The 21,486-nt window shown below is 69.4% G+C and carries 15 protein-coding genes; 10 read left to right on the forward strand and 5 right to left on the reverse strand.

All coding sequences use genetic code 11. The annotated features are described in order from the left end of the window. Positions 1 to 46 precede the first annotated feature (46 nt). From atpD to WMF46_RS24245, 5 genes are all read left to right on the forward strand, one after another. Entirely contained in the window at positions 47 to 1,471 is a 1,425-nt protein-coding gene (atpD, locus tag WMF46_RS24225; protein WP_437987755.1) for a F0F1 ATP synthase subunit beta, read from the forward strand. 7 nt (positions 1,472 to 1,478) lie between these two features. Beyond that, positions 1,479 to 2,036 (forward strand): ATP synthase F1 subunit epsilon, encoded by a 558-nt coding sequence (gene atpC / locus WMF46_RS24230; RefSeq protein ID WP_012237077.1) that lies wholly within the window; start codon positions 1,479 to 1,481, stop codon positions 2,034 to 2,036. Positions 2,037 to 2,235: 199 nt separating this feature from the next. Further along, positions 2,236 to 4,185, forward strand: coding sequence for a DNA primase (gene dnaG, locus WMF46_RS24235; protein ID WP_437987756.1), 1,950 nt, complete (start codon positions 2,236 to 2,238; stop codon positions 4,183 to 4,185). Between the two features lie 118 nt (positions 4,186 to 4,303). Then, a complete protein-coding gene (rpoD, locus tag WMF46_RS24240) occupies positions 4,304 to 6,223 on the forward strand; it encodes an RNA polymerase sigma factor RpoD (RefSeq protein WP_437301468.1) in 1,920 nt (639 codons plus the stop codon). A gap of 87 nt (positions 6,224 to 6,310) precedes the next feature. After that, on the forward strand, positions 6,311 to 6,658 hold the full coding sequence (locus WMF46_RS24245; protein WP_437987757.1) for a hypothetical protein: 348 nt from the start codon (positions 6,311 to 6,313) through the stop codon (positions 6,656 to 6,658). A gap of 42 nt (positions 6,659 to 6,700) precedes the next feature. Here WMF46_RS24245 and WMF46_RS24250 read toward each other — a convergent pair whose 3' ends face one another. Together WMF46_RS24250 and bamA are read right to left on the reverse strand one after the other, a co-directional pair. After that, positions 6,701 to 7,483, reverse strand: coding sequence for a rhomboid family intramembrane serine protease (locus tag WMF46_RS24250; protein WP_437747864.1), 783 nt, complete (start codon positions 7,481 to 7,483; stop codon positions 6,701 to 6,703). A gap of 215 nt (positions 7,484 to 7,698) precedes the next feature. Beyond that, positions 7,699 to 10,344, reverse strand: coding sequence for an outer membrane protein assembly factor BamA (gene bamA / locus WMF46_RS24255; protein WP_437987758.1), 2,646 nt, complete (start codon positions 10,342 to 10,344; stop codon positions 7,699 to 7,701). 309 nt (positions 10,345 to 10,653) lie between these two features. Here bamA and WMF46_RS24260 point away from each other — a divergent pair, with 309 nt between their 5' ends. The 3 genes from WMF46_RS24260 (at position 10,654) to WMF46_RS24270 (ending at position 15,965) form a co-directional block, all read left to right on the forward strand. Continuing rightward, the gene (locus tag WMF46_RS24260; RefSeq protein ID WP_437987759.1) at positions 10,654 to 13,056 is read left to right on the forward strand and encodes a DNA gyrase/topoisomerase IV subunit A; all 2,403 of its coding nucleotides are present in this window, start codon (positions 10,654 to 10,656) and stop codon (positions 13,054 to 13,056) included. A 2-nt stretch (positions 13,057 to 13,058) separates the two neighbouring features. Beyond that, complete coding sequence (locus WMF46_RS24265; protein WP_437987760.1) at positions 13,059 to 14,996, forward strand: DNA gyrase/topoisomerase IV subunit B; 1,938 nt, start codon at positions 13,059 to 13,061, stop codon at positions 14,994 to 14,996. A 447-nt stretch (positions 14,997 to 15,443) separates the two neighbouring features. Then, positions 15,444 to 15,965, forward strand: a complete 522-nt coding sequence (locus WMF46_RS24270; RefSeq protein ID WP_437987761.1) for a helix-turn-helix domain-containing protein — start codon at positions 15,444 to 15,446, stop codon at positions 15,963 to 15,965. A gap of 85 nt (positions 15,966 to 16,050) precedes the next feature. Here WMF46_RS24270 and WMF46_RS24275 read toward each other — a convergent pair whose 3' ends face one another. Together WMF46_RS24275 and WMF46_RS24280 are read right to left on the reverse strand one after the other, a co-directional pair. Then, a complete protein-coding gene (locus tag WMF46_RS24275; protein ID WP_437987762.1) occupies positions 16,051 to 16,869 on the reverse strand; it encodes a carbon-nitrogen hydrolase family protein in 819 nt (272 codons plus the stop codon). Between the two features lie 62 nt (positions 16,870 to 16,931). Further along, positions 16,932 to 17,669: a hypothetical protein gene (locus tag WMF46_RS24280; protein WP_437987763.1), complete on the reverse strand. Its 738-nt coding sequence runs from the start codon at positions 17,667 to 17,669 to the stop codon at positions 16,932 to 16,934. A gap of 152 nt (positions 17,670 to 17,821) precedes the next feature. Between WMF46_RS24280 and WMF46_RS24285 the strand changes: the two genes are divergently transcribed. Both WMF46_RS24285 and ligA read left to right on the forward strand, forming a co-directional pair. Next, entirely contained in the window at positions 17,822 to 18,307 is a 486-nt protein-coding gene (locus WMF46_RS24285) for an NUDIX hydrolase (RefSeq protein ID WP_437555139.1), read from the forward strand. A gap of 13 nt (positions 18,308 to 18,320) precedes the next feature. Next, on the forward strand, positions 18,321 to 20,351 hold the full coding sequence (ligA, locus tag WMF46_RS24290) for an NAD-dependent DNA ligase LigA (protein ID WP_437987764.1): 2,031 nt from the start codon (positions 18,321 to 18,323) through the stop codon (positions 20,349 to 20,351). A gap of 33 nt (positions 20,352 to 20,384) precedes the next feature. Here ligA and WMF46_RS24295 read toward each other — a convergent pair whose 3' ends face one another. Beyond that, the gene (locus WMF46_RS24295; RefSeq protein ID WP_437987765.1) at positions 20,385 to 21,389 is read right to left on the reverse strand and encodes a DUF2804 domain-containing protein; all 1,005 of its coding nucleotides are present in this window, start codon (positions 21,387 to 21,389) and stop codon (positions 20,385 to 20,387) included. Positions 21,390 to 21,486: the final 97 nt, after the last annotated feature.

Here is a 21,486-nt window from a genome sequence, read left to right on the forward strand (position 1 = left end):
GGGCCCCGCGACTCGTCAAAGCACGTACGAGGAGGGCTCCCGCTCCATGGTTGTTGGAAAGATCACCCAGGTCATCGGACCGGTCGTCGATGTCGATTTCCCGGCTGGCCAGCTGCCCAAGATTCTGAACGCGCTCAAGCTGAGCAACCCGAGCATCTCGGCTGAGCCGGACAACCTCGTGCTCGAGGTCGCCCAGCACCTCGGCGAGTCGTCGGTGCGCACGATCGCGATGGACTCCACCGACGGCCTCGTGCGCGGGATGGAAGTCCGCGACACGGGCAAGCCCATCATGGTGCCGGTCGGCAACGAGTGCCTCGGCCGGATCCTGAACGTCGTCGGTGTGCCGATCGATGAAGCCGGGCCCGTGCACGCCAAGAAGGTGGCGCCGATCCACCGGGAGCCGCCCCCGTTCATCGAGCAGTCGACCAAGGTCGAGGTCTTCGAGACGGGCATCAAGGTCATCGACCTGATCGCCCCCTACCGCAAGGGCGGCAAGATCGGCCTCTTCGGCGGCGCCGGCGTCGGCAAGACGGTGCTCATCCTGGAGCTCATCAACAACGTCGCGAAGGCGCACGGCGGCGTGTCGGTCTTCGCCGGCGTCGGCGAGCGGACGCGCGAGGGCAACGACCTCTTCCTCGAGATGAGCGAGTCGAAGCTCGCGGACGGCAGCCCCGTCATCTCGAAGGCCGCGCTGATCTACGGCCAGATGAACGAGCCCCCGGGCGCTCGCTCCCGCGTCGCGCTCTCGGCGCTCGCCGTGGCCGAGCACTTCCGCGACGAGGAGGGGCAGGACGTCCTCCTGTTCGTGGACAACATCTTCCGGTTCACCCAGGCCGGCTCCGAGGTGAGCGCGCTCCTCGGACGCATCCCGAGCGCCGTCGGTTACCAGCCGACCCTCTCGACGGAGATGGGCGCCTTCCAGGAGCGCATCACTTCGACGACCAAGGGCTCCGTCACCAGCGTCCAGGCGATCTACGTCCCCGCGGACGACCTGACCGACCCCGCGCCGGCCACGGCCTTCGCCCACCTCGATGCGACCACCGTGCTGTCGCGCGCGATCTCGGAGCTCGGCATCTACCCGGCCGTCGATCCGCTCGACTCGAACTCGACGATGCTCGACCCCCAGATCGTCGGTGAGAAGCACTACTCCGTCGCGCGGCGCGTTCAGCAGACGCTGCAGCGCTACAAGGACCTCCAGGACATCATCGCCATCCTCGGCATGGACGAGCTCAGCGAGGACGACAAGCTCGTCGTGGCGCGCGCCCGCAAGATCCAGAAGTTCCTGTCGCAGCCGTTCTTCGTGGCCGCCCAGTTCACCGGGCTCGAGGGCAAGCTCGTGCCGCTCAAGGACACGATCGCGGGCTTCGAGGAGATCCTCGAGGGCAAGCTCGACCATGTCGCGGAGCAGGACTTCTACCTGGTGGGCGGCATCGAGGACGTGAAGGCCAAGGCGTCGCAGAGGGCGTCCTGACGCAGCCATGGCCGACACAATCCTCCTCGAGATCGTGACGCCGACCGGCGTCGCGCTGCGCGAGCAGGTCACGGACGTGACCGCGCCGAGCGTCGCCGGCGAGTTCGGTGTGCTCCCGGGTCACCTCCCGCTGCTCGCCGCGCTCCGGACCGGCCTCGTGACCTACCACCAGAACGGTCAGGAGCACCGGCTGGCCGTCCATCATGGCTTCGTCGAGGTCGCCGGCGACACCGCGCTGCTCCTCACCGAGCGCTTCGCGGTGAAGGACGACGTCGACGTCGTGAGGGTGCGCCGCCGGCTCAAGGAGGTCGACACCGAGCTCGACCACTGGCAAGGCGACCTGACTGATCCGCGCCGCCGGGCGCTCATCGAAGAGGAGCAGTGGCTCGCCACCGAGCTCGAGCTCATCGGCGATCCGCCCCCTCCGATGGTCCGCGAAGACACGCGCTTCCTGGCCGAGCACGCCGAGGCGCCGCCGGTCGACGAGATGGTCGAGGCTTCCCAGCCCGACGAGAGCCTGACGGACCACAAGAAGCCCGGCTCTCCGTTCCCCGATCCTAAGTGACGTCTCTGGCGGCTACCGCCTTGCACGTGCGGCCGCCGCACAGGACACTTGTCTCCACACAGGCCGCGAGGGACTGGGGGGTCTCCCGCTTCGCGAGCCGCCCGTACCGCCGAGGCGCTGGCGCGGACGCCGCCACGCCGTCTGAGTCCACCCGTAACGATCTGCGGGCCCCGCACGCACGGAGCCCCCAAGGCAGCCCATGATCTCTCCGGAGACGATCGCGCTCGTGAAAGAGCGCACGGATCTCGTAGCGCTCATCGGCGAAAGCGTGCGCCTCGCCCGCCGAGGGCACTCCTTCACCGGGCTCTGCCCCTTTCACAAGGAGAAGACGCCCAGCTTCCACGTGAGCCCGAACCGCGGGTTCTACCACTGCTTCGGCTGCAAGGAGACCGGCAGCGCCATCGACTTCGTGATGAAGCTCGAAGGCCGGACGTTCGCCGAGGCGGTCCGCGCGCTCGCCGAGCGCGCCGGCATCGAGGTGGCGGAGTCGCTGACCGAGGCCGAGCGGCGCGAGGCGAAGGCGGCGCGCAGGTCGAAGGACGACCTCTACGCCGTCAACCACCTCGCCGCGACGTTCTTCGAGCACAGCCTCCGCGGGGGGCCGGGCAGCGCCCCTCACCCGCTCGCGCGCCACGCTCACGAGGAGCTCGAGCGGCGCGGCCTGCCCCTCCGCGACAGCGATGGAGCCACCGATCCGATCGCCGACGCCCTCCAGGCGTTCCGGATCGGCTACGCCCCGTTCGGCTGGGACGGGCTCTCCACGTACCTGCGACAGCAAGGCGTCTCCCCGGTCCTCGCGGAGCGCGTCGGGCTCCTCGTACCGCGCTCGTCGGGGAGCGGACACTACGACCGCTTCCGGCACCGCCTCATGTTCGCCGTCACCGACGTGATGGGCCGGGTGATCGCGTTCAGCGGACGCGCATTGCCCGATCCCAGCCCTTCCGAGCTCTCGTCGCTCGGCCTCACCGGCCCTGCGCCGCAGGCCGACGGCGCGCCAGCGAAGTACATCAACAGCCCCGAGTCGCCGATCTACACGAAGGGCGAGCACCTCTTCGGGCTGCACCAGGCGCGCCAGGCGATCCGTCAGCGCGGCGAGGCGATCCTGGTAGAAGGCAACTTCGACGTCGTCGCGCTCCACGCGCGCGGCATCGGCCAGGCGATCGCTCCGCTCGGGACCGCCTTCACGCCCGGACAGGCGAAGCTCATCAAGCGCTTCGCGCCCGCGGTCATCCTGCTGTTCGACGGCGACGCGGCCGGCAAGAAGGCCACGCGCGCGGCGCGCGCCCCGTGCCGTGAGGCGGGGCTCAGCGCGCGCGTCGCCGTGCTGCCTTCCGGCGTCGATCCGGACGACCTCGCGCGCAAGCACGGCCCGGAGGCGATCGCGCGCATCGTCAAGGCGGCGCGCGGCCTGCTCGAGCACCTGATCGACGAGGCGCTCGCCGGCGACAGCTTCGGAGGCTCGTCGCTGCCCGAGCAGCTCGCCCGCGTGCGCGCCGTGACGACGCTGCTCGCCGAAGAGGACGACCCGAACCTCAGGATGATGGCGAAGCTCTACGCCGATCGCCTCTCCTCGAAGCTCGTGATCGGCGGCCGCTCACCGGACGACCTCCGGCAGCTGGAGCGCGTCGTCGAGGAGTCCCTCTCCCGCCCGCGGAGCCAGCCTACCCGCGAGGTGATCCCCTCCGGACAGACGACCGAGACGTGGGAGCGCGCTCGCTCACGCACGCAAATCCAGGAGGTAAGCCTGGAGATCCTGGGCGCGATCCTCGATTTCCCCGAGCTGCTGGCCGACGACGATCTCCAGACGGCGCTGGAGTGCCTCGAAGGCGACGTCGCCCTGGCGATTGTTGCGGCGCGTCACAATTTCACTTTTGAAATGGGTCTTGCCGCCAGCGAATTTCTTGCGCAAGTCCCGGCTCCGATCCATTCATTCGCGGCTGGACGGCTGGTCTCGCCTGTCTTCGAAGCGGCCTCAACGGCCAAGGCGACGCTCTTGGAGAATTCACAAAAGTTGAGCAGACAAGCCCTGGCGCGACAAAAAGCAGCCGTCGTGAGCCAGCTCCAGAAGAGCGCCGTCGACGCTGATGCTGAAAACGCTTTGCTGCGTGAGCTATTCCAGCGAAGAGCGGGGGGTCTCGGTCTTCCTTGATGCGTTCCGGGTCGCCTCGCCGTGGTGACTCGACGTGCGTGATCCCTAGAGTTTATCGGAGTCATTGGGTGTCTTGTCGGTCGCGGCGAGCTGATCGCCGTAAGTGGAGCATGAGGTAATGGCGAGCAAGGCCAAGCAATCTTCCGGTCGGGCAGGCGGGGTCGCGAGGGCGGCGGGGGGCGGCGCGCTGAACGGCGCGCGGCACGCATCGACACGCGGGCACGCCGAGGGGGGGGCACGCCCAAGCAATAAAGGAGACGCGGGCATCCGGGCCGAGCGGTCAGAGAAGGACCGGAAGACGCTCGAAAAGCTCGTCGAAACCGGCAAGAGCAAAGGCTTTCTCACCTATGACGAGGTGAACGACGCGCTCCCCGCGGACGTCGCGCCCGATCAGCTCGACGACGTGGTGGGCGCCCTCGGCGACGAGGACATCGAGATCGTCGACGGCGCGACCCAGGTGAAGATCGCGCCGAAGCGCATCGCGGACGAGGAGGCGGGCGAGAAGAAGCTCGTCGTCACGCCCGATCGCGAGGAAGAGGACGTCGACTACTACTCGAAGTCGAACGACCCCGTCCGGATGTACCTCCGGAAGATGGGCAGCGTCTCGCTGCTCACCCGCGAGGGCGAGGTCGAGATCGCGAAGCGGATCGAGATCGGCGAGCAGAAGGTCAACGCCGCCATCCTCGACTCCCCCATCGCCGTCCGCGAGATCATCGATCTCGGAGAGAAGCTCCGGAAGCACAAGATCCGGGTGAAGGAGCTCATCAAGGACGCCGAGAACGACGACCAGGAGTTCGACGAGGAGGAGGCCGACCGGCGCATCATCCGCCTCATCGACAAGGTGAAGCGCGTCGACAAGAAGAAGGCGGAGCTCCTGGAGGAGCGCAAAGAGGTGAAGACGGAGGTCCGCCGCAAGCAGATCGACGTCGAGGTGACGCAGGCGACAGCCGAGCTCGTGACGACGCTCGAGGAGATGCGCCTCAACAAGCGGACGATCGACAAGATCGTCCAGAAGCTGAAGAGCCTCATCTCGAAGGTCGAGAAGGCCGAGGCGGGCGCGACGGAGCTGGAGCGGCGCACAGGGCTCTCGAAGGGCGAGCTCAAGCGCGAGCTCATCAAGGTGAAGGGCAACCGCGCCCTCGAGGGGCGGCTCGCCAAGAAGCTCAACGTCAACCGCGAGGAGCTCAACGACTTCGAATCGACCATCAAGAACGCCCAGAAGGGCCTGAAGAAGGTCGAGGAAGAGCTCAACATCGACGTCGCTGCGATCCGCGATACCTACGAGAACATCCGCGAGGGCGAGCGGATGGCGGAGCGCGCCAAGGCGGAGCTGGTCGAGGCGAACCTCCGCCTCGTGGTCTCCATCGCGAAGAAGTACACGAACCGCGGCCTCCAGTTCCTGGACCTCATCCAGGAAGGGAACATCGGCCTCATGAAGGCCGTCGACAAGTTCGAGTACAAGCGCGGCTACAAGTTCTCGACGTACGCGACGTGGTGGATCCGGCAGGCGATCACCCGCGCGATCGCGGACCAGGCGCGGACGATCCGCATCCCGGTCCACATGATCGAGACGATCAACAAGCTGATCCGCACCTCGCGCTACCTCGTGCAGGAGTACGGCCGCGAGCCGACCCCCGAGGAGATCGCCGAGAAGATGGAGCTCCCGCTCGACAAGGTGCGCAAGGTCCTGAAGATCGCGAAGGAGCCGATCTCGCTCGAGACCCCCATCGGCGAGGAAGAGGACTCGCACCTTGGCGACTTCATCGAGGACAAGAGCGTGATCTCGCCCGCGGAGGCCGTGATCAACATGAACCTCGCGGAGCAGACCCGTAAGGTCCTGAAGACGCTGACGCCGCGCGAGGAGAAGGTGCTCCGGATGCGCTTCGGCATCGGCGAGAAGAGCGACCATACGCTCGAAGAGGTCGGTCAGGACTTCGAGGTCACGCGCGAGCGCATCCGGCAGATCGAGGCGAAGGCGCTCCGCAAGCTCCGGCACCCCAGCCGCTCGAAGCAGCTCAAGAGCTTCATCGACAGCTAGTCCGTGGGCTGGCCTGCTCGCCCAATGAAGGCAGCTCTCCCGCGCAGGCCGCGCTGCTGGCCTCTCGCTGGCCAAGCACGCGCTCGCGTGGGCAGCCGTTCGCTCGGCGAGCAGCGCGCCGCCGTGGCCCTCCTCGTGCTCGCGAGCGCGGTCCTCGGCGGCTGCACCAAGACGATGTCCGAAGAAGACTGCCGCACGATCGGCGAGGGCATGCGCGCCGCGTGGGCAGCGGAGGCAAAGCGGGTGGGGTCCACCGCTCCAGGGGGCCCGGGGAAAGCCTCCGTGGTGATCGACAGCGAAGGCGAGAGGCTCTCGTCGGAGTGGACATCCGACTGCAAGCGGGAGCTCGCCGGGAGCAAGGTGGACCCCGGCGAGCTCGGCTGCCTTACCCGCGCGAAGACGCTCGAAGAGCTCCGCCGGTGCGCCACGCCCTGAACACCTGGGAGCGCGGCCGGGGCGGGGCGCCGCGCGACCCCTTCAGTTGAGGTAGCGCTTGTCCTTCGGGGGGTCCTTCTGGCCGCCGGGGATGACCCTCAGCGGGACGCCCCCGGAGCGGCCGCGCGCCGCAGGGACGCGGCGGAGCGCGGCGGACTGCGCCTGCAGCTGGCGGAAGCGGATCCGTAGGTAGAAGCGGCGCAGCGGGGAGAAGTCGCCGAAGAGATACCCCGCGAGCATGCCCCCGAACGGCGTGATCAGCCCCTCGGGGGGCGCGCGCATGGCGATCACGTTGAGCACCGAGATCCCGAAGATGAAGACGAGCAGCATGGTGCCCGTCACGGGGAGGACGAAGAAGAGGCGGACCGTGGCATGTCGGTGCGCGAGCGCCCACGCGACGGCGACCGCCTCGATCATTCCGAGCCCGCCGTAGAAGACCGGCCGCGCCACCTTCGGGAGGAGCGCGCCCACCACCACCTGGAGCGCGAACGCGAAGGCGGCGGAGCCGAACAGGAACGCCAGCGTGCGTCTGGCTCCCCAGCGCTCTTCGAGCGAGGCGCCGAGGAAATACAGGCCGAGCAGCGTCGTGACGAAGTGCCAGGGATCGCTCGGGTTGTGGACGAGCGGCGCGGTGAGCAGCCGCCACACCTGACCGTGGAGCACCTTCTCGCTGATGCCGAGGAACGGCTCGAGCACGCCTTCGCCGGCGCCCCCCCAGTTCAGGCCCAGGGTGAACATCACCCAGATACAGCCGATCGCGATCATCATCCCCAGCAGGGCCTTGCCTGGCTTGGGGAACCCCATCGAGCTGTGCTCCGGGCGCATGGATCTCCACCTAACAGCGGCGCCCCCGACGAGCAACCGCTGCCCCCGGACTCCACGGCGATCCGCCCGGCGCCGATCCGCCCTCCAGCGGCCACGACGCCCGCTGCGCGCCATCCAGGACGCTCTGGGGCAGGGCCCGCCCGGCTGCGCACCAGCCTCCGTCAGCCCCCCCCGGGGAGCCGCGCACGTCCCTGCTGCGCCCGCTGGCCGGGGGCTCAGAAGAAGTTGCCGATGTTGAACTCGAACTTGTACGTCTCTTCGTAGGGCAGCCGCTTGAACGGGAAGCCCCACTCGAAGCGCAGCGGTCCGAGCGGGGAGAACCACCGGAGCCCGAATCCCCACGAGGTGCGGACGTCGAGGAGGCGCTCGGCCGAGAAGCACGGGTTCGTGACGTCGTGCGGCGATGCGGGCGCGGCGTTGCAGTACAGCTTCTCGAGATTCCAGGCGTTGCCCAGATCCGTGAAGACGACGCCCTTGATCTGAACGGCCTCGAGGATCGGGAACTCCAGCTCGAGGTTCTGGTAGTACATCAGGTTGCCGCCGATGTTCGCGCCGTTCGCGATGGGCAGCGAGTTCGGATCGAGCGACTCGCGGAGCGGGAGGCGCGGGCCGATGTCCCGGATCTCGAAGCCGCGCACGTCGAGGATGCCGCCCAGGAAGAAGCGGGCGAAGATCGGCACGCCCTGCGGGTTGGGGCTCGTCACCATGCCGGCCTCGGTGTTCAGCTTGAGGACGAGGCTGTCCGTGATCGGGTAGTAGAACCTCCCCGTGGCGCGGTACCGCAGGAACTCGTTCTCGCTGCCGAACGCGCTGTGGGCGAGCTCCACCGAGCCCTGCAGGTAAATGCCCGAGGTCGGGAAGAGCTGGTTGTTGCGCGTGTCGAAGGTGAGCGCAGGTCGGATGCTCGACGTGAGCCCGGCGTTGAAGAGGTTGTAGAGCGGGAGCCGCTGGAACGAGGCGCGCTCCTCTGCCGTGCCGAGGCCGGTGTTCGTGGCCGACGAGATCTCGTCGTTCTCCAGGGTGTAGGTCAGCTGCGCGCGCAGCTCCGGCTCAATGAGCGGGTAGCCGAGCGTGAGCGAGCCGCCGGTGGAGGTCTGCGAGAACTCCGTGTAGGTCCGCAGCTGGTTGTAGACGCTCACCGCCGCGGAGAACGGGCTGTCGAACAGGTACGGCTCGAAGAAGCGGACGTCGATGAGGCGCCGCGATCCGGAGATCTGCGCCTGGAGCGACAGCGACTGGCCGCTCCCGAGCAGGTTCGCCTGCTGGACCTGCGCCGTCGCGATGAAGTTCTCGACGCTCGAGAAGCCCGCGCCGATCTGGAAGGTGCCCGTCGGCTTCTCGCCGATATCGACGTTGACGTTGATGTGCTGCGGGTCGTCGCCCTGCTCGGTGGAGATGTCGACCCGCTCGAAGTAGCCGAGCGCCGTGATCCGCTGCTTCGATCGCTCCAGCTTCGTCTCGCTGAACAGCCGCCGCTCCTCCACCTCCATCTCGCGGCGGATCACCTTGTCGCGCGTCTTCGTGTTGCCGCGGATCTCGATGCGCCCGAAGTAGACGAGCTGGTTTCTGCGGATGCCGACGGTGATGTCGACCTCGCGCCTGTCCGGGTCGAGCTGGGTGTCAGGCGACGCCTCGACGTTGGCGTAGCCGGCGTCCCGGTACAGCGTCTGGATCGCGCCGAGATCCTTCGCGAGCTCGGCGCGGTTGAACCAGTCGCCCGGCTTGGCCCGCACCATCTCGCGCAGCGCGCGGCGCCCGCCGAGCGGCTCGATCTCGCGGCCGTCGGCGTCGCGCTCGTAGACGCGGAGCGAGCGGATGCGGAAGCGCGGCCCCTCGTTGATCGTGATCGTGACCTCGATGCCCGTGCGGTCGGGCGTGAGCATCACCCTGGGCGTCGCGACCTGCGCCGCGAGGAAGCCACGATCGTAGTAGAGCGCGTTGATCACGAGGACGTCGCGCTCGAACGCGTCCTGGCGGAACGGACCGCCGGTGCCGAAGGCGAAGAAGCCCCCCTGCCCCGTGATCATGACCTCCCGGAGCTCCTCGTCCGAGATGTTCTGGTTGCCGATGAACGTGATGCGCCGGACGGTGACCGGCGAGTGCTCCTTGATCGTGAACTTGACGGTGACCTGGTTCTCGCGCTCCGGCTTGACCTCGTAGCTGACCTCGGCGAGGAAGAAGCCCTCCTCGGCGTACTTGTCGCGGAGCTTCTGCACGCCACGCCGGATCGCCGCGTAGCTCAGGATCGTGCCGGTCTTGATCTCGACCGAGAGCGCCTCGGTGAGGTCCTCGCTGTCGATCTCCTTGTTGCCGGAGAACTCGATGGCCTTGATGCTCGGGCGCTCGCGGACCAGCACCCTCAGGCTCACGCCGTCGTCGCGGCGCGTGAGGTCGACCTCGACGTCGTCGAACAGGCCGGAGTCCCAGAGCTCGCGCACGTCGCGCGCCAGCCCCTCGGGGGTGAACGGCCTGCCGACCCGCGTCTGCCCGAGGTAGACGAGCACGTCCTCGGTCGAGACCCGCCGGTTGCCGGCGATGGCGACCTGAACGACCGGCTGCCCCCGAGCGAGCTCGGCCTCCGTGGGCGCCAGATGGATCGTCGGCTCGACGGCGTCGGCGGCGACCTGCGCAGGTGTACCGGCGCCAGGCTGGGCTCCCACGGTCGCGTCGGCCGGCGCGGGCGGCTGCGCAGCGCTGGCCGGGGCCGCAGGCGTGGCGCCGCCCCGGGGCGGCTGCGCGCCCGGAGCACCTCCGGGCACCTGAGCTGCCGCGAGCCGGGGCCGTATCGCCGCTACTGCAACGAACACCAGGAAGAGGCCGAGCCAGACGAGCCGCAGCCAGCGGCCGAGAAGGCGAAGCATGGGTCGGGTGCCTGTCGCGTACAAGGCGCCACCCCGTAGCCCAGCGCGCCGTGAGTCTCAAGGGCGGACGCCGAAATCAAGGCGTCGCCACCAGGTCGCGCTGCGCTGCCCGCGTTCGGGTCGATCTCGCGGCCATCTGACGCTATGCCAGGGTCCGCACGAGCACAGGCGAGCACGCGCTGCGAGAAATTCCCGCGAGGCAGCCTTGACCGAGCGCGAGCCCCTGGGTAATTGCCGAGGCTCGCCAGCGTTCACCTGAACATCGGAGCACCTGTTCGTCCGGTGCCCGCGCACTCCCTGGAGCATCGCGTGTCTCGAACCCCCTCCCTTCCGTCCGACGGTGACGCGTCCCGCAAGGGCCGCCGTGGCGGCCGGCCCGGTGACAGCGAGCCGCCGCCGCCCCCGGCGCCCGACACCTCGCTCGCCGACGAGGCGCAGCGCCGGTACCTGAACTATGCGCTCAGCGTCATCACGTCGCGCGCGTTGCCCGACGTCCGCGACGGGTTGAAGCCGGTGCAGCGCCGCATCCTCTACGCGATGCTGCACGACCTGCACCTCGGGCCGGACGCGAAGTACCGGAAGAGCGCCGCGGTCGTCGGTGACGTGATGGGCAAGTACCACCCGCACGGCGACGTCGCGATTTACGACGCGATGGTCCGGCTCGCGCAGGACTTCGTGATGCGGGCGCCGCTCATCGCCGGCCACGGGAACTTCGGCTCCGTGGACGGCGATGCGCCCGCCGCGATGCGTTACACCGAGGCGAAGCTCCGGCCCCTGGCGCTGGAGCTGCTCAGCGAGCTCGGCCAGCGCACCGTGGACTTTCGTCCCAACTACGACGGGACCCGCTTCGAGCCGATCGTCCTCCCGTCGCGCTTCCCCAACCTCCTCGTGAACGGCTCGCAGGGGATCGCGGTCGGGATGGCGACGAGCATCCCGCCGCACAACCTGGGCGAGGTGATCGACGCGTGCGTCGCGCTGATCGAGAACCGCGAGCTCACAACCCACCGGCTGCTCTCGTACGTGAAGGGCCCGGATTTCCCGACCGGAGGTCAGCTGCACGCGACGAAGAAGGAGCTCGAGGCCATCTACACAGCGGGCCAGGGCTCGCTGAAGCTCCGCGGCGAGTGGCAGCTGGAAGAGGGCGACGGCAAGCGCGGCGCCGCTCCGCAGATCGTGATCACCTCGATCCCGTACGGCGTCGAGCGGAAGGCGATCGTCGAGAAGATCGCCGAGGTGATCCTCTCCAAGAAGCTGCCGACGCTCGTGGACGTGCGCGACGAGTCGACCGGCGAGGTGCGCATCGTGATGGAGCTCAAGCGCGGCGCCGACGCGCAGCTCGTGATGGCGTACCTCTACAAACAGACGCCGCTCGCGATCAACGTGCAGGTGAACCTCACCTGCCTCGTGCCCACCGACAACGCGGAGATCGCCGCGCCTCGACGGCTCGGCCTGCACGAGATCCTGACGAAGTTCCTCGACTTCCGCTACGCGACGGTGACGCGGCGGTTCGAGTTCGAGCTCGGCGAGCTGAGGCGGCGGATCAACATCCTCGAGGGGTTCGAGAAGATCTTCGACGCGCTCGACGAGGTGATCCGGATCATCCGCAAGAGCGAGGGCAAGGCCGACGCGGCCGAGAAGCTGATGAAGCGCTTCACCCTCAACGAGGAGCAGACGGACGCGATCCTTGAGCTCAAGCTCTACCGGCTGGCGCGGCTCGAGATCCTGCTCGTGCAGAAAGATCTCGGCGAGAAGCGCGCCGAGGCCAAGCGGATCGAAGGGCTGCTCCGGAGCGACGCGAAGCGCTGGGGGATCGTCCGCGACGAGCTCGTCGAGATCAAGGGATCCTACGGCGAGAAGCGCCGCACGAAGGTGGTCGGCTCGATCGACGAGCCCGAGTACCAGGCGGAGGACTTCATCGTGGCCGAGGACGCGAACGTGATCCTCTCGGCGCAGGGCTGGGTGAAGCGGGTCCGCGAGGTGAAGGATCTCGCCTCGACGCGCATCCGCGAGGGAGACAGCGTCCTCGCGGTCGTCGCCGGCTCGACGCGGTCGACGGTCGCGTTCTTCTCGAACCTCGGTGCGTGCTACGTGTGCCGCATCCACGAGGTGCCGCAGTCGACCGGCTACGGCGATCCCGTGCAGAAGCTGTTCAAGCTGGCCGACGGCGAGCGGCTGATCGCGCTGATGTCCTTCGATCCGAGGGCGCTCGACGTCCCGGCGCAGACCCCGGACTCCGCCGAGCCGGAGCCGCCCTTCGCGCTGGCGATCACCCGAGGAGGCCTCGGCTTCAGGTTCTCGCTGCGGCCGCACCGCGATCCATCGACGCGCTCCGGGCGCCGCTTCGCCAAGCTGAACGAGGGCGACGAGGTGCTCTTCGTCCACGCCGTGGACGGCGCCGACCGGGTGCTCTGCGCCTCGAGCGACGCCTGGGCGCTCAGCGTGGCCGTGGAGGAGCTCGCGCTGCTCTCCGGCCCGGGCAAGGGCTCCGTCGTCATGCGGGTCGCCGAAGGTGAGCGCCTGATCGGCGCCGCGCTCGCCCTCAGGCCGAGCGACACGATCACGGTCGAGACGGAGAAGGGCAAGACGCTCGAGATCGCCGCGAGCAAGATCGCCGGCCAGCGAGGCACCCAGGGCGAGCCGATCGCACGACGCGACCGCTTCGCCCGCGTGGTGCCGCCGGCCGTCGTCGTACCGACGCTGGAGGTGAGCTGAACATGGCCGCCACGAATCCCCCGGTCCGCGCCGCTTCCGGCGCACGTTACACGGCCGCTGACATCGAGGTGCTCGAGGGGCTGGAGCCCGTCCGCAAGCGCCCCGCCATGTACATCGGCGGCACCGACGCCAGGGGCTTCCACCACCTGCTCTGGGAGATCGTCGACAACGCCGTCGACGAGGCCATCAACGGGCACGCGAAGCGGATCGAGGTGACGCTCGACGCCGATCTCCAGGGCGCCACCGTGACCGACGACGGGCGCGGCATCCCCGTGGACGTCCATCCCAGGTACAAGCGCCCCGCGCTCGAGCTGATCTTCTGCACGCTGCACGCAGGCGGGAAGTTCGCAAGCGACAGCTACAAGGTCTCAGGCGGGCTCCACGGCGTCGGCTCGAGCGTCGTCAACGCGCTCTCCGAGCTCGTCGAGGTCCGGGTGCTGCGCGACGGGTTCGAGCACCAGCAGACGTTCTCGCGCGGCGCGCCGACCAGCAAGCTCAAGAAGGGCGCGCCCACCCGCAAGCACGGCACGAGCATCCATTTCCGGCCCGATCCGGAGATCTTCGGGCAGGGCCGGCGCTTCGATCCCGAGACCATCCGCGAGCGCCTGGAGGCCAAGGCGTACCTCCACGGAGGGCTCGAGATCGCGTTCCGCGATCTCTCGTCCGGAGAGTCGATCGAGCTCCTCCACCCGAACGGCATCGCGGACTTCTTGCCGAAGCTGGTCACCCAGCGCGGCAAGCCGGTGACGCACCCGACCATCTTCTACGTCGCGCGCGAGGGCGAGATCCGCCTGGAGGCCGCGCTCCAGTGGACCGAGTCGACCGACGAGTACGTGAAGTCGTACGTCAACGGCATCCCGACGCACGCGGGCGGCGCGCACGAGTCCGGCTTCAGCGGCGCGATCGTGAAGGCGGTCCGCGCGTTCATGGACGCGAAGAAGGTCCAGCCGAAGGGGGTCACGCTGACGGCCGACGACATCCGCGAGGGGATCGTGGGTGTCCTGTCCATCTACATCCAGGAGCCGCAGTTCCAGGGGCAGACAAAGGATCGACTCAACAACGCGGAGGCTGGGCCGGCGGTCGAGGGCCTGGTCCGGCCGGCGCTCGAGCAGTGGATGCTCCACAACGGCACGGCCGGCGAGTCGATCGTGGCCCGCGCGATCCTGGCGGCGCGCGCCAGGGAGGCGCGGCGCGAGGCGACCCAGCAGGTCCTGCGCAAGACGCCGGTGTCGCACCGGCTCAACCTCCCGGGGAAGCTCGCCGATTGCGCCTCGACCGATCCGAGCGAGAGCGAGCTCTTCATCGTCGAGGGCGACAGCGCAGGTGGCTCGGCCAAGCAGGGCCGGGACCGCCGGACCCAGGCGATCCTCCCGCTCCGCGGCAAGGTGCTCAACGCGGAGCAGGCCTCGACCTCGAAGGTGCTCGGCAACAAGGAGCTCCAGGACATCGTGAGCGCGCTGGGCTGCGGCTTTGGAAAGGACTTCGATGCCTCCAAGTTGCGCTACGGAAGGATTTTTCTACTCATGGACGCCGACAGCGACGGCCAGCACATCGCGACGCTGCTGCTGACGTTCTTCTACCGGCACCTGCCCGGCCTGCTCCGCGGCGGGCACGTGTTCCTCGCGCAGCCGCCCCTCTACAGGATCGACGTCGGCAAGGAGACGCACTGGGCGCTCGACGACGCGGAGCGCGACCGGGTCCTCGCGAAGCTCCCCAAGACGGCCAAGGCGGATATCTCGCGGTTCAAGGGGCTCGGCGAGATGCCCGCGGAGGACCTCAAGGCGACCACGCTCGACATCCGACGCCGGCGCGCGCTGCGCATCGTGATCGAGGGAGAGATCGAGACCGATCGCATCCTCAACGAGCTGATGGGCAAGGACGCCCAGGCGCGCTTCCGCTTCATCATGGAGCGCGCGCCGAACGCCGAGATCGACGTCTGACATCGATCCCTCGTTCGAGAGGTCGCGGCGACTTCGCGCCTCGCGCGGACCTCGTTGGATGCGGCGCCGCGCTCCCGCATTCATCCTCCCTGACCCCCATGAGCTCGCCGCGAGGATGTCGCGATGCAGGCGACCGCCATGGCGTGCACGTCGCGAAGACACAATGTGCCAACCGCGGCTGATCTCTGGCGCCTGTGCCACGTGAACGGCAGGCCACACCCCGTCGGACATCGCGAGCAGGTAGCCGAGCAATCGCGGGATTTTGTGCTGCTGAACGCCGAACCGCGTGAGCCGAGAACGCTGCGTCAGCCTGCGGCCTGCTGGTTGCAATACGTCGCGCCGGTGGCCGCGATGACCGCGAGACACCGCCCTTTCACCGCTGGAGAGGTACTCGTGACGACTGCGCTTCCTATCTCGACTCCGATCGCACCCTCCTCGTCCCACAGCATGCCGGCCGCATGTTCCCTGTCGGTTCCGAGCGGCGCGCCCGCCGCACGGCCGGCGTCGCTCCCCACGCCTGGCGTCGCTGCGCCGAGCTACAGCGCGCAGCCGCCGCGCGAGCGCGCTGCAGCGACCGGCGCCTCCCGATCCACGCCACCACCGCGCTCGGCAGCCCCGCTGCCGCGCAGTACCTCGGAGCGGATCCTGCTCGGCCGCGACCGCATCCGCAGCGCCGCGGAAGCAGGCCAGAGGATCCGTTCTTACGAGGTCGCGCTGGACCTCGATCTGTCCGAGTTTCATTTCGCGCGGCTCTTCCGCGCCGCCTTCGGGTCATCGCCCCACGTCTATTACGATGAGGTGCGTGCGGAGCGCGCGCGAACGCTCCTTCATGAGGGGCTAACCGAGGGAGAGGTCGCCCGCCGCATCGGCTTCCGCAGGCCTGCGGAGCTCCGCGCCCTCCTGTCCAAGCGCGGCAGCACGCCGCCCTCGGCCGGAGAGACGGAGCCGAGCGACGCCTCTGCCGAGTGAGCTGACGGCAGAGATCGGCCATATGAAGCGCCGGCACCGCCACCTCCGGTGCGAGGACAAAGTGCTTACCCCCATGACACGACGATCAGAGCCTCCGGTGCGTGAGCGAAGGTAGGTTCGCCCTGACCCGATCGAGGTAGGAGGGGTCGAGCATCGCCATCGCGATCCCCTCCCCTTCCGAGGCCTGCGCGATCACCTCACCCCACGGATCGATGACGCACGATTTCCCGAACGTCGCCCGCCCGCCAGGATGCTTGCCCCACTGTGCCGCGGCCACGACGTACGCCTGGGCCTCGATGGCCCGCGCGCGGAGCAGGACCAGCCAGTGGTCCTTGCCGGTGAGCAGGGTGAACGCCGCGGGGACGACGATGGCCTCTGCGCCCGCGGACGAGAGCGCGCGGTAGAGCTCCGGAAACCGGACGTCGTAGCAGATCGACAGCCCGAGCTTCACGCCGTCGATCTCGGTGACGACGGGGCGCTCCCCGGCGGTCGTCGACGCCGACTCGCGGTACTTCGTTCCGTCGGCGATCTCGACGTCGAAGAGGTGAATCTTCCGGTAGCGCGCGGTGAGCCGGCCGTCGGCCCCGAAGACCGCGCAGGTGTTGTACGGCCGCGCCGGATCGTGCGCGCGCTCGGGGAAGCCGCCGGCCACGATGGTCACCCGGGCGGAGCGCGCCGCGTCGGCGAGACGACGCGCGATCGGGCCGCCGCCAGCGTCGAGGTCCTCCGCGATGTTGCGCTTCCCCTCCTCGTTGCCCATGTACGCGAAGTTCTCGGGCAGCACGACCGTCGTCGCCCCACGGCGCGCCGCCTCGACGACGAGCACCTCGACCCGCGCCAGGTTCTCGCTCACGTTCTCCTGGCTGGAGAGCTGAAGGGCCGCCCAGATCACCGGTTTCTCCATGCGGCAAGCCTACCGCACGGGGACCCGGCGTGGACCACGCGCCAACGGGAGCGCAGGGATCGTCAGATTCCTCGATCTCCGGACGCTCCCGCAGCGCCACCGGCACCTGCGCCACCTGCCCCGCCGGCGCCTGCAGCCCCACCGGCACCAGCGCCACCTGCCCCATCAGCTCCGCCAGCGGCACCTGCCCCGCCGGCGCCTGCAGCCCCACCGGCACCAGCGCCACCTGCCCCGCCGGCGCCCGCGGCTCCACCGCTGCCGTCCACCTCGGCGGGCGCGGCGCACTCGAGCGGCGCGCCGGAGTAGGTGCACCTGGCGCTGCACGCAGCGCATACACAGGCGAGCACCCGCTGGAAGATCCGGTGAGCAGCGCCCGCATCGTCCGGGAACACACACGCCGTCTGGCAGGCTTTGTTGTGGCCGCACCCCTTGAGGCACAGGCTGATCGGCCTGCACTCAGGCTCCCCGTCGCACACCGCGAGCTCCGCCTCGCAGCGCCCGCCGCGGGACGCATGCTCGTTGAAGCAATCGCCGCAGCGCCCAGCTTCGCCGCCATAGGCCGCGAGGCACTCGCAGAGGTTCGCCGGCCCCTCGTCGGCGCCCGCATCGGGCAGCGCTCCCCCCGAGGCGCCCGCGCTGGCGGAGACGCCTGCCTGAGGGCGAGGCGACGCGAGCCGCTCGTCGGTGCAGCTCGGGAGCGAAGCGAGCGCAAGCGCCGCGCCCCAGGCCATCACGCCGCTGAGGACAGCCCAGCCGTACAACCCGACAAGAGCGCGCATCGCCCTCCGCACGATCGCCATGATGAGGACGAGCGTAGCCTGCCTCTCTCCCGCGACCGAGCCTGAGCCGCACGGCTCATGGACGTCCGCAGGATCCGCCGAGGCCGCACGGAACCCTCTCCCGGCGGCGTCCGATCGCTCCTATGCTTTCCCCGCACGCCACAAAAATTCTCATGGAAATCGCTCCCCTGTCGCTGTTGCCGCGCTCCGTGCTCGCCCTCGCCAAGGAGGTCGCCCGCGCGCTGCTCCGGCGGCCTGTCGTCGGGATCGCCGCCGCCGCTCAGACCGCCGACGGCCGGTGGCTGCTCATTCGCCGCAGCGACACCGGAACATGGGCGCTCCCGGGAGGCACCCTGGAATGGGGAGAGACGCTCCGCGACAGCATCGTGCGGGAGCTCGCCGAGGAGGCCGGCGTCACCGAGGTCGAGCTCGGGCGGGTCGTCGGCGTGTACTCGCGGCCTGATCGCGACATCCGCTTCCACGCCGTGACGGTCGTCGTCACCGCCCGGATCGCCGCGCCGACGCGCCCTCCGCAAAATCCGCTCGAGATCCGCGAGGTCAGGCTGTTCCGGGAAGACGAGCTCCCGTCCGAGCTCGCGATGGGCATGGGGGATCTCTTCGCCGCCGCCCGACGCGCCGGCGACACGGAGCTCGAGTGAGCCGAGGCAAGCGATGACGCAGGCACACCACGACGACGCCGGAGCGCGCAACCCGCTGCAGGGCGGGCTCGCGACGGATCCGAAGCACAAGGCGAGGATCGAGGAGCTCGCCGAGCGCATCGAGAAATACAGGGCGAGCTACTACGCAGGGCACCCCGAGATCTCGGACGCGGCGTTCGATGCCCTCGAGGACGAGCTCCGCGCCCTCGATCCGGCGCATCCGGTGCTCGCCCGGGTCGGCTCGGCCTCCCTGATCACCGAGTGGGAGAAGGCGCGGCACGAGATCCCGATGGGCTCGCTCAACAAGGTCGTCTCCGAGGACGAGCTCCTGGGCTGGGTCGCCCGGTGCGACGAGATCCTCGTGAAGGACGGGCACGGCGACGGCGGTACGGGCGCCGCGCCGCCGGCACCGGGCTCCACCTCGAGCATCGCGGGTGACCTCTTCGTGGCGGAGAAGCTCGACGGCATCTCCATCGAGGTCATCTACAAGGGCGGCAAGCTCGTCGACGCCATCACGCGCGGCGACGGCGAGTGGGGCGAGCGGATCACCGCGAACGTCGCGCGGATGAAGGGGATCCCCTCGCGGATCCGAGAGAAGGGCCGGCTGTCCGTGCGCGGAGAGATCATCCTTCGCCTCTCGGACATGAAGCGCCACTTCCCCGGCGTCACCAGCCCGCGCAACATGGCCGCAGGCGCGGCCAAGCGGTTCGACGGCCAGGGGGCAGAGCACTGCACCGTGCTCTTCTACGATGTCGCCGAGCACCTCGAGATCCCGACGTGCCGGGCGCGCTTCGCCTGGCTGCGCGAGCTCGGCTTCGCGACGCCGCAGACCGCGCACGGCCGCGTCGAGGACGTCGTGAAGCTCTACCGGCGCTACTCGAGCGAGCTCCGCGCCAGCCTCGACTACGAGATCGATGGGCTCGTCGTCTATGTGGACTCGCTCCACGTCCAAGGCCTGCTCGGCGACGTCAACCGCCGGCCGCGCGGCGCGGTCGCCTTCAAGTTCGCGTCGCCCGCCAAGGTGACGACGGTCGTGGCGATCCAGTGGGACACCGGGCCGAGCGGCCGGGTCACCCCCGTGGCGATCGTCGAGCCGGTGGAGCTCGCCGGCGCCAACGTCCGGCGCGCTTCCCTGCACAACTCGGCCAACGTGCGGAGCCTCGGCATCGGCGTGGGCGACGAGGTGCTGGTCTCGCGCCGCAACGACGTGATCCCGTACGTCGAGGAGGTCGTCGAGAAGCGCGGCCCCGCCGCCGTCCCTCCATCGGTCTGTCCGGTCTGCAGCGCGCCGCTCGTCGTCGAGGGAGAGTACCTCCTCTGCCGGAACGCCGCGTGCCGCGCGCTCATCGAGGGGCGCATCCACAACTGGATCGACGCCATCGGCGCGCTGGAGTGGGGCGACAAGCTGATCGAGCAGGTGGTGGCCGCAGGCCTCGTCCGTGAGCCGCTCGACCTCTACAAGCTCACGGTCAAGAGCATCGCCGACCTCGATCGGCGCGGCGAGAAGAGCGCAACGAAGTGCCTGGAGCAGCTGAAGAGCCGCCTCCCGCTCGCGCTGCCGGTGTTCCTCGCGGCGCTCGGCATCGAGGGGTTCGCGATCCAGACCGCGCGGCTGCTCGTGTCGGCGGGGTACACGACGATCGAGAAGCTGCTCGCCGCCGGCGAGGACGAGCTCGCCGGCATCCCGGGCCTCGGCGCGATCAAGACCGCGAGCATCGTTCGAGGGCTGCGCGCCCGCAGCGACGAGATCGCGCGGCTGCTCGCCGCCGGCATCGTCCCGGTCGCGCCCGAGGCCGAAGGCCCGCTCGCCGGACTGACGTTCTGCTTCACCGGCGCGGGCGCGCGTCCCCGCGGCGAGCTCACCCACCTCGTCGAGTCGAACGGCGGCCGGGTGCTGAACAGCGTCACGAAGGAGCTCAACTACCTCGTCATCGCCGACGTGGCCTCCACGTCGAGCAAGGCGGTGAAGGCGCGCAAGTACGGTACGAAGCTCATCACCGAGGATGATCTGGACAAGCTCATCGCCGAGCGCCGCGGCGGCTGACCGAGGCGAGCCGCGGCCTCGACCCGTCGGCCCCTACCAGGTGATGTCCTGGTCCTCCGTGACGCCGAGGACGTCCCGGAGCTCGAGGAGCCGCCCGTCCGGGAGGCGGATCGTGCCCGAGTAGAGGCCGATCGGCTGCATGAACTCCGACGCGAGCAAGCCGAGGTTCGTGTGGTTCGAGTGCGCCGCGCCGGGGACGAAGCGTAGATCCACGGCGCCGTCCGCGGTCCGGACGCGCCATGGGTCGAGCGGCCGGGCCGCGTCGAAGGTGAACCGGCCTTCGGCGAGCGGGATGAGCTCGCCGTCGATCCAGATCGCGCACTCGGCCTCGCCGACGAAGCCTTCGCCGAGGTTCAGGCCGACGCGCTCGCCGCTCTCCGCGCGCCCCAGCGCGAGGGCCCAGCGCCAGGTCGTGCGGCGCCGCAGGAGGCCGCTCGTGTAGTCGTAGCTGGCGATCGCTCCGTCGAGGGAGATGCGGCGACCGAGCACCGACGCCTCGCCTTCGACGCCGAGGAGCAGGCGCTTCTCGGTGGTGATCAGGAAGCCGTCCGAGGCCTGCGCGATCGCCGAGAGCGCCGGCGGGGCCGCGCGGCTGTCGAGCCGCGCCTCGATCTCGACCCCGCGGAGCGCGGCGGTCACCGCGGTCGTCGCGTCCGTGCGCGGCCGCTCGATCCGGACGCGCGCGCGGGGGAGCCACGCTCGGGCGGAGCGGCCTTCGCCGCTCGCGTCGCCCACGCTCACCGCGAAGGGCGGCCCGAACGTCGCGCGGTCCACGAGCAATCGACGGCCTGCCTTGTCGAAGACGACGCTGAACGCGATCGACACGTAGCCGAGGTGCACGACCGCGACGGCGACGAAGACCTCGTCGGACGCGATCGCCACGTAGACCCATCGCTTGTGCTTGAGCAGCCGATCGAGCCTGCGCGGCGCGAGGAGCGCCGGGTCGACGCGCGGGAGATCGCCCCGGTAGGACCCGACGCGCGCCGCTCCCGTGCTCGGGTCGAGGATCGTATCGGGCGGCGTGATGAGCTCGCGCATCGGACGAGAGTAGCGGCGACGTGGTCGCTGCCCAAGGCGAGCGACGCCGGAAACCTGACATCGCTAGAGTTGTGCGAATCGCGTGATTGCGCCGAGC

The organism is Sorangium sp. So ce117 (genome assembly GCF_051524395.1).
Taxonomy (GTDB): Bacteria; Myxococcota_A; Polyangia; order Polyangiales; family Polyangiaceae; genus Sorangium; species Sorangium cellulosum_B.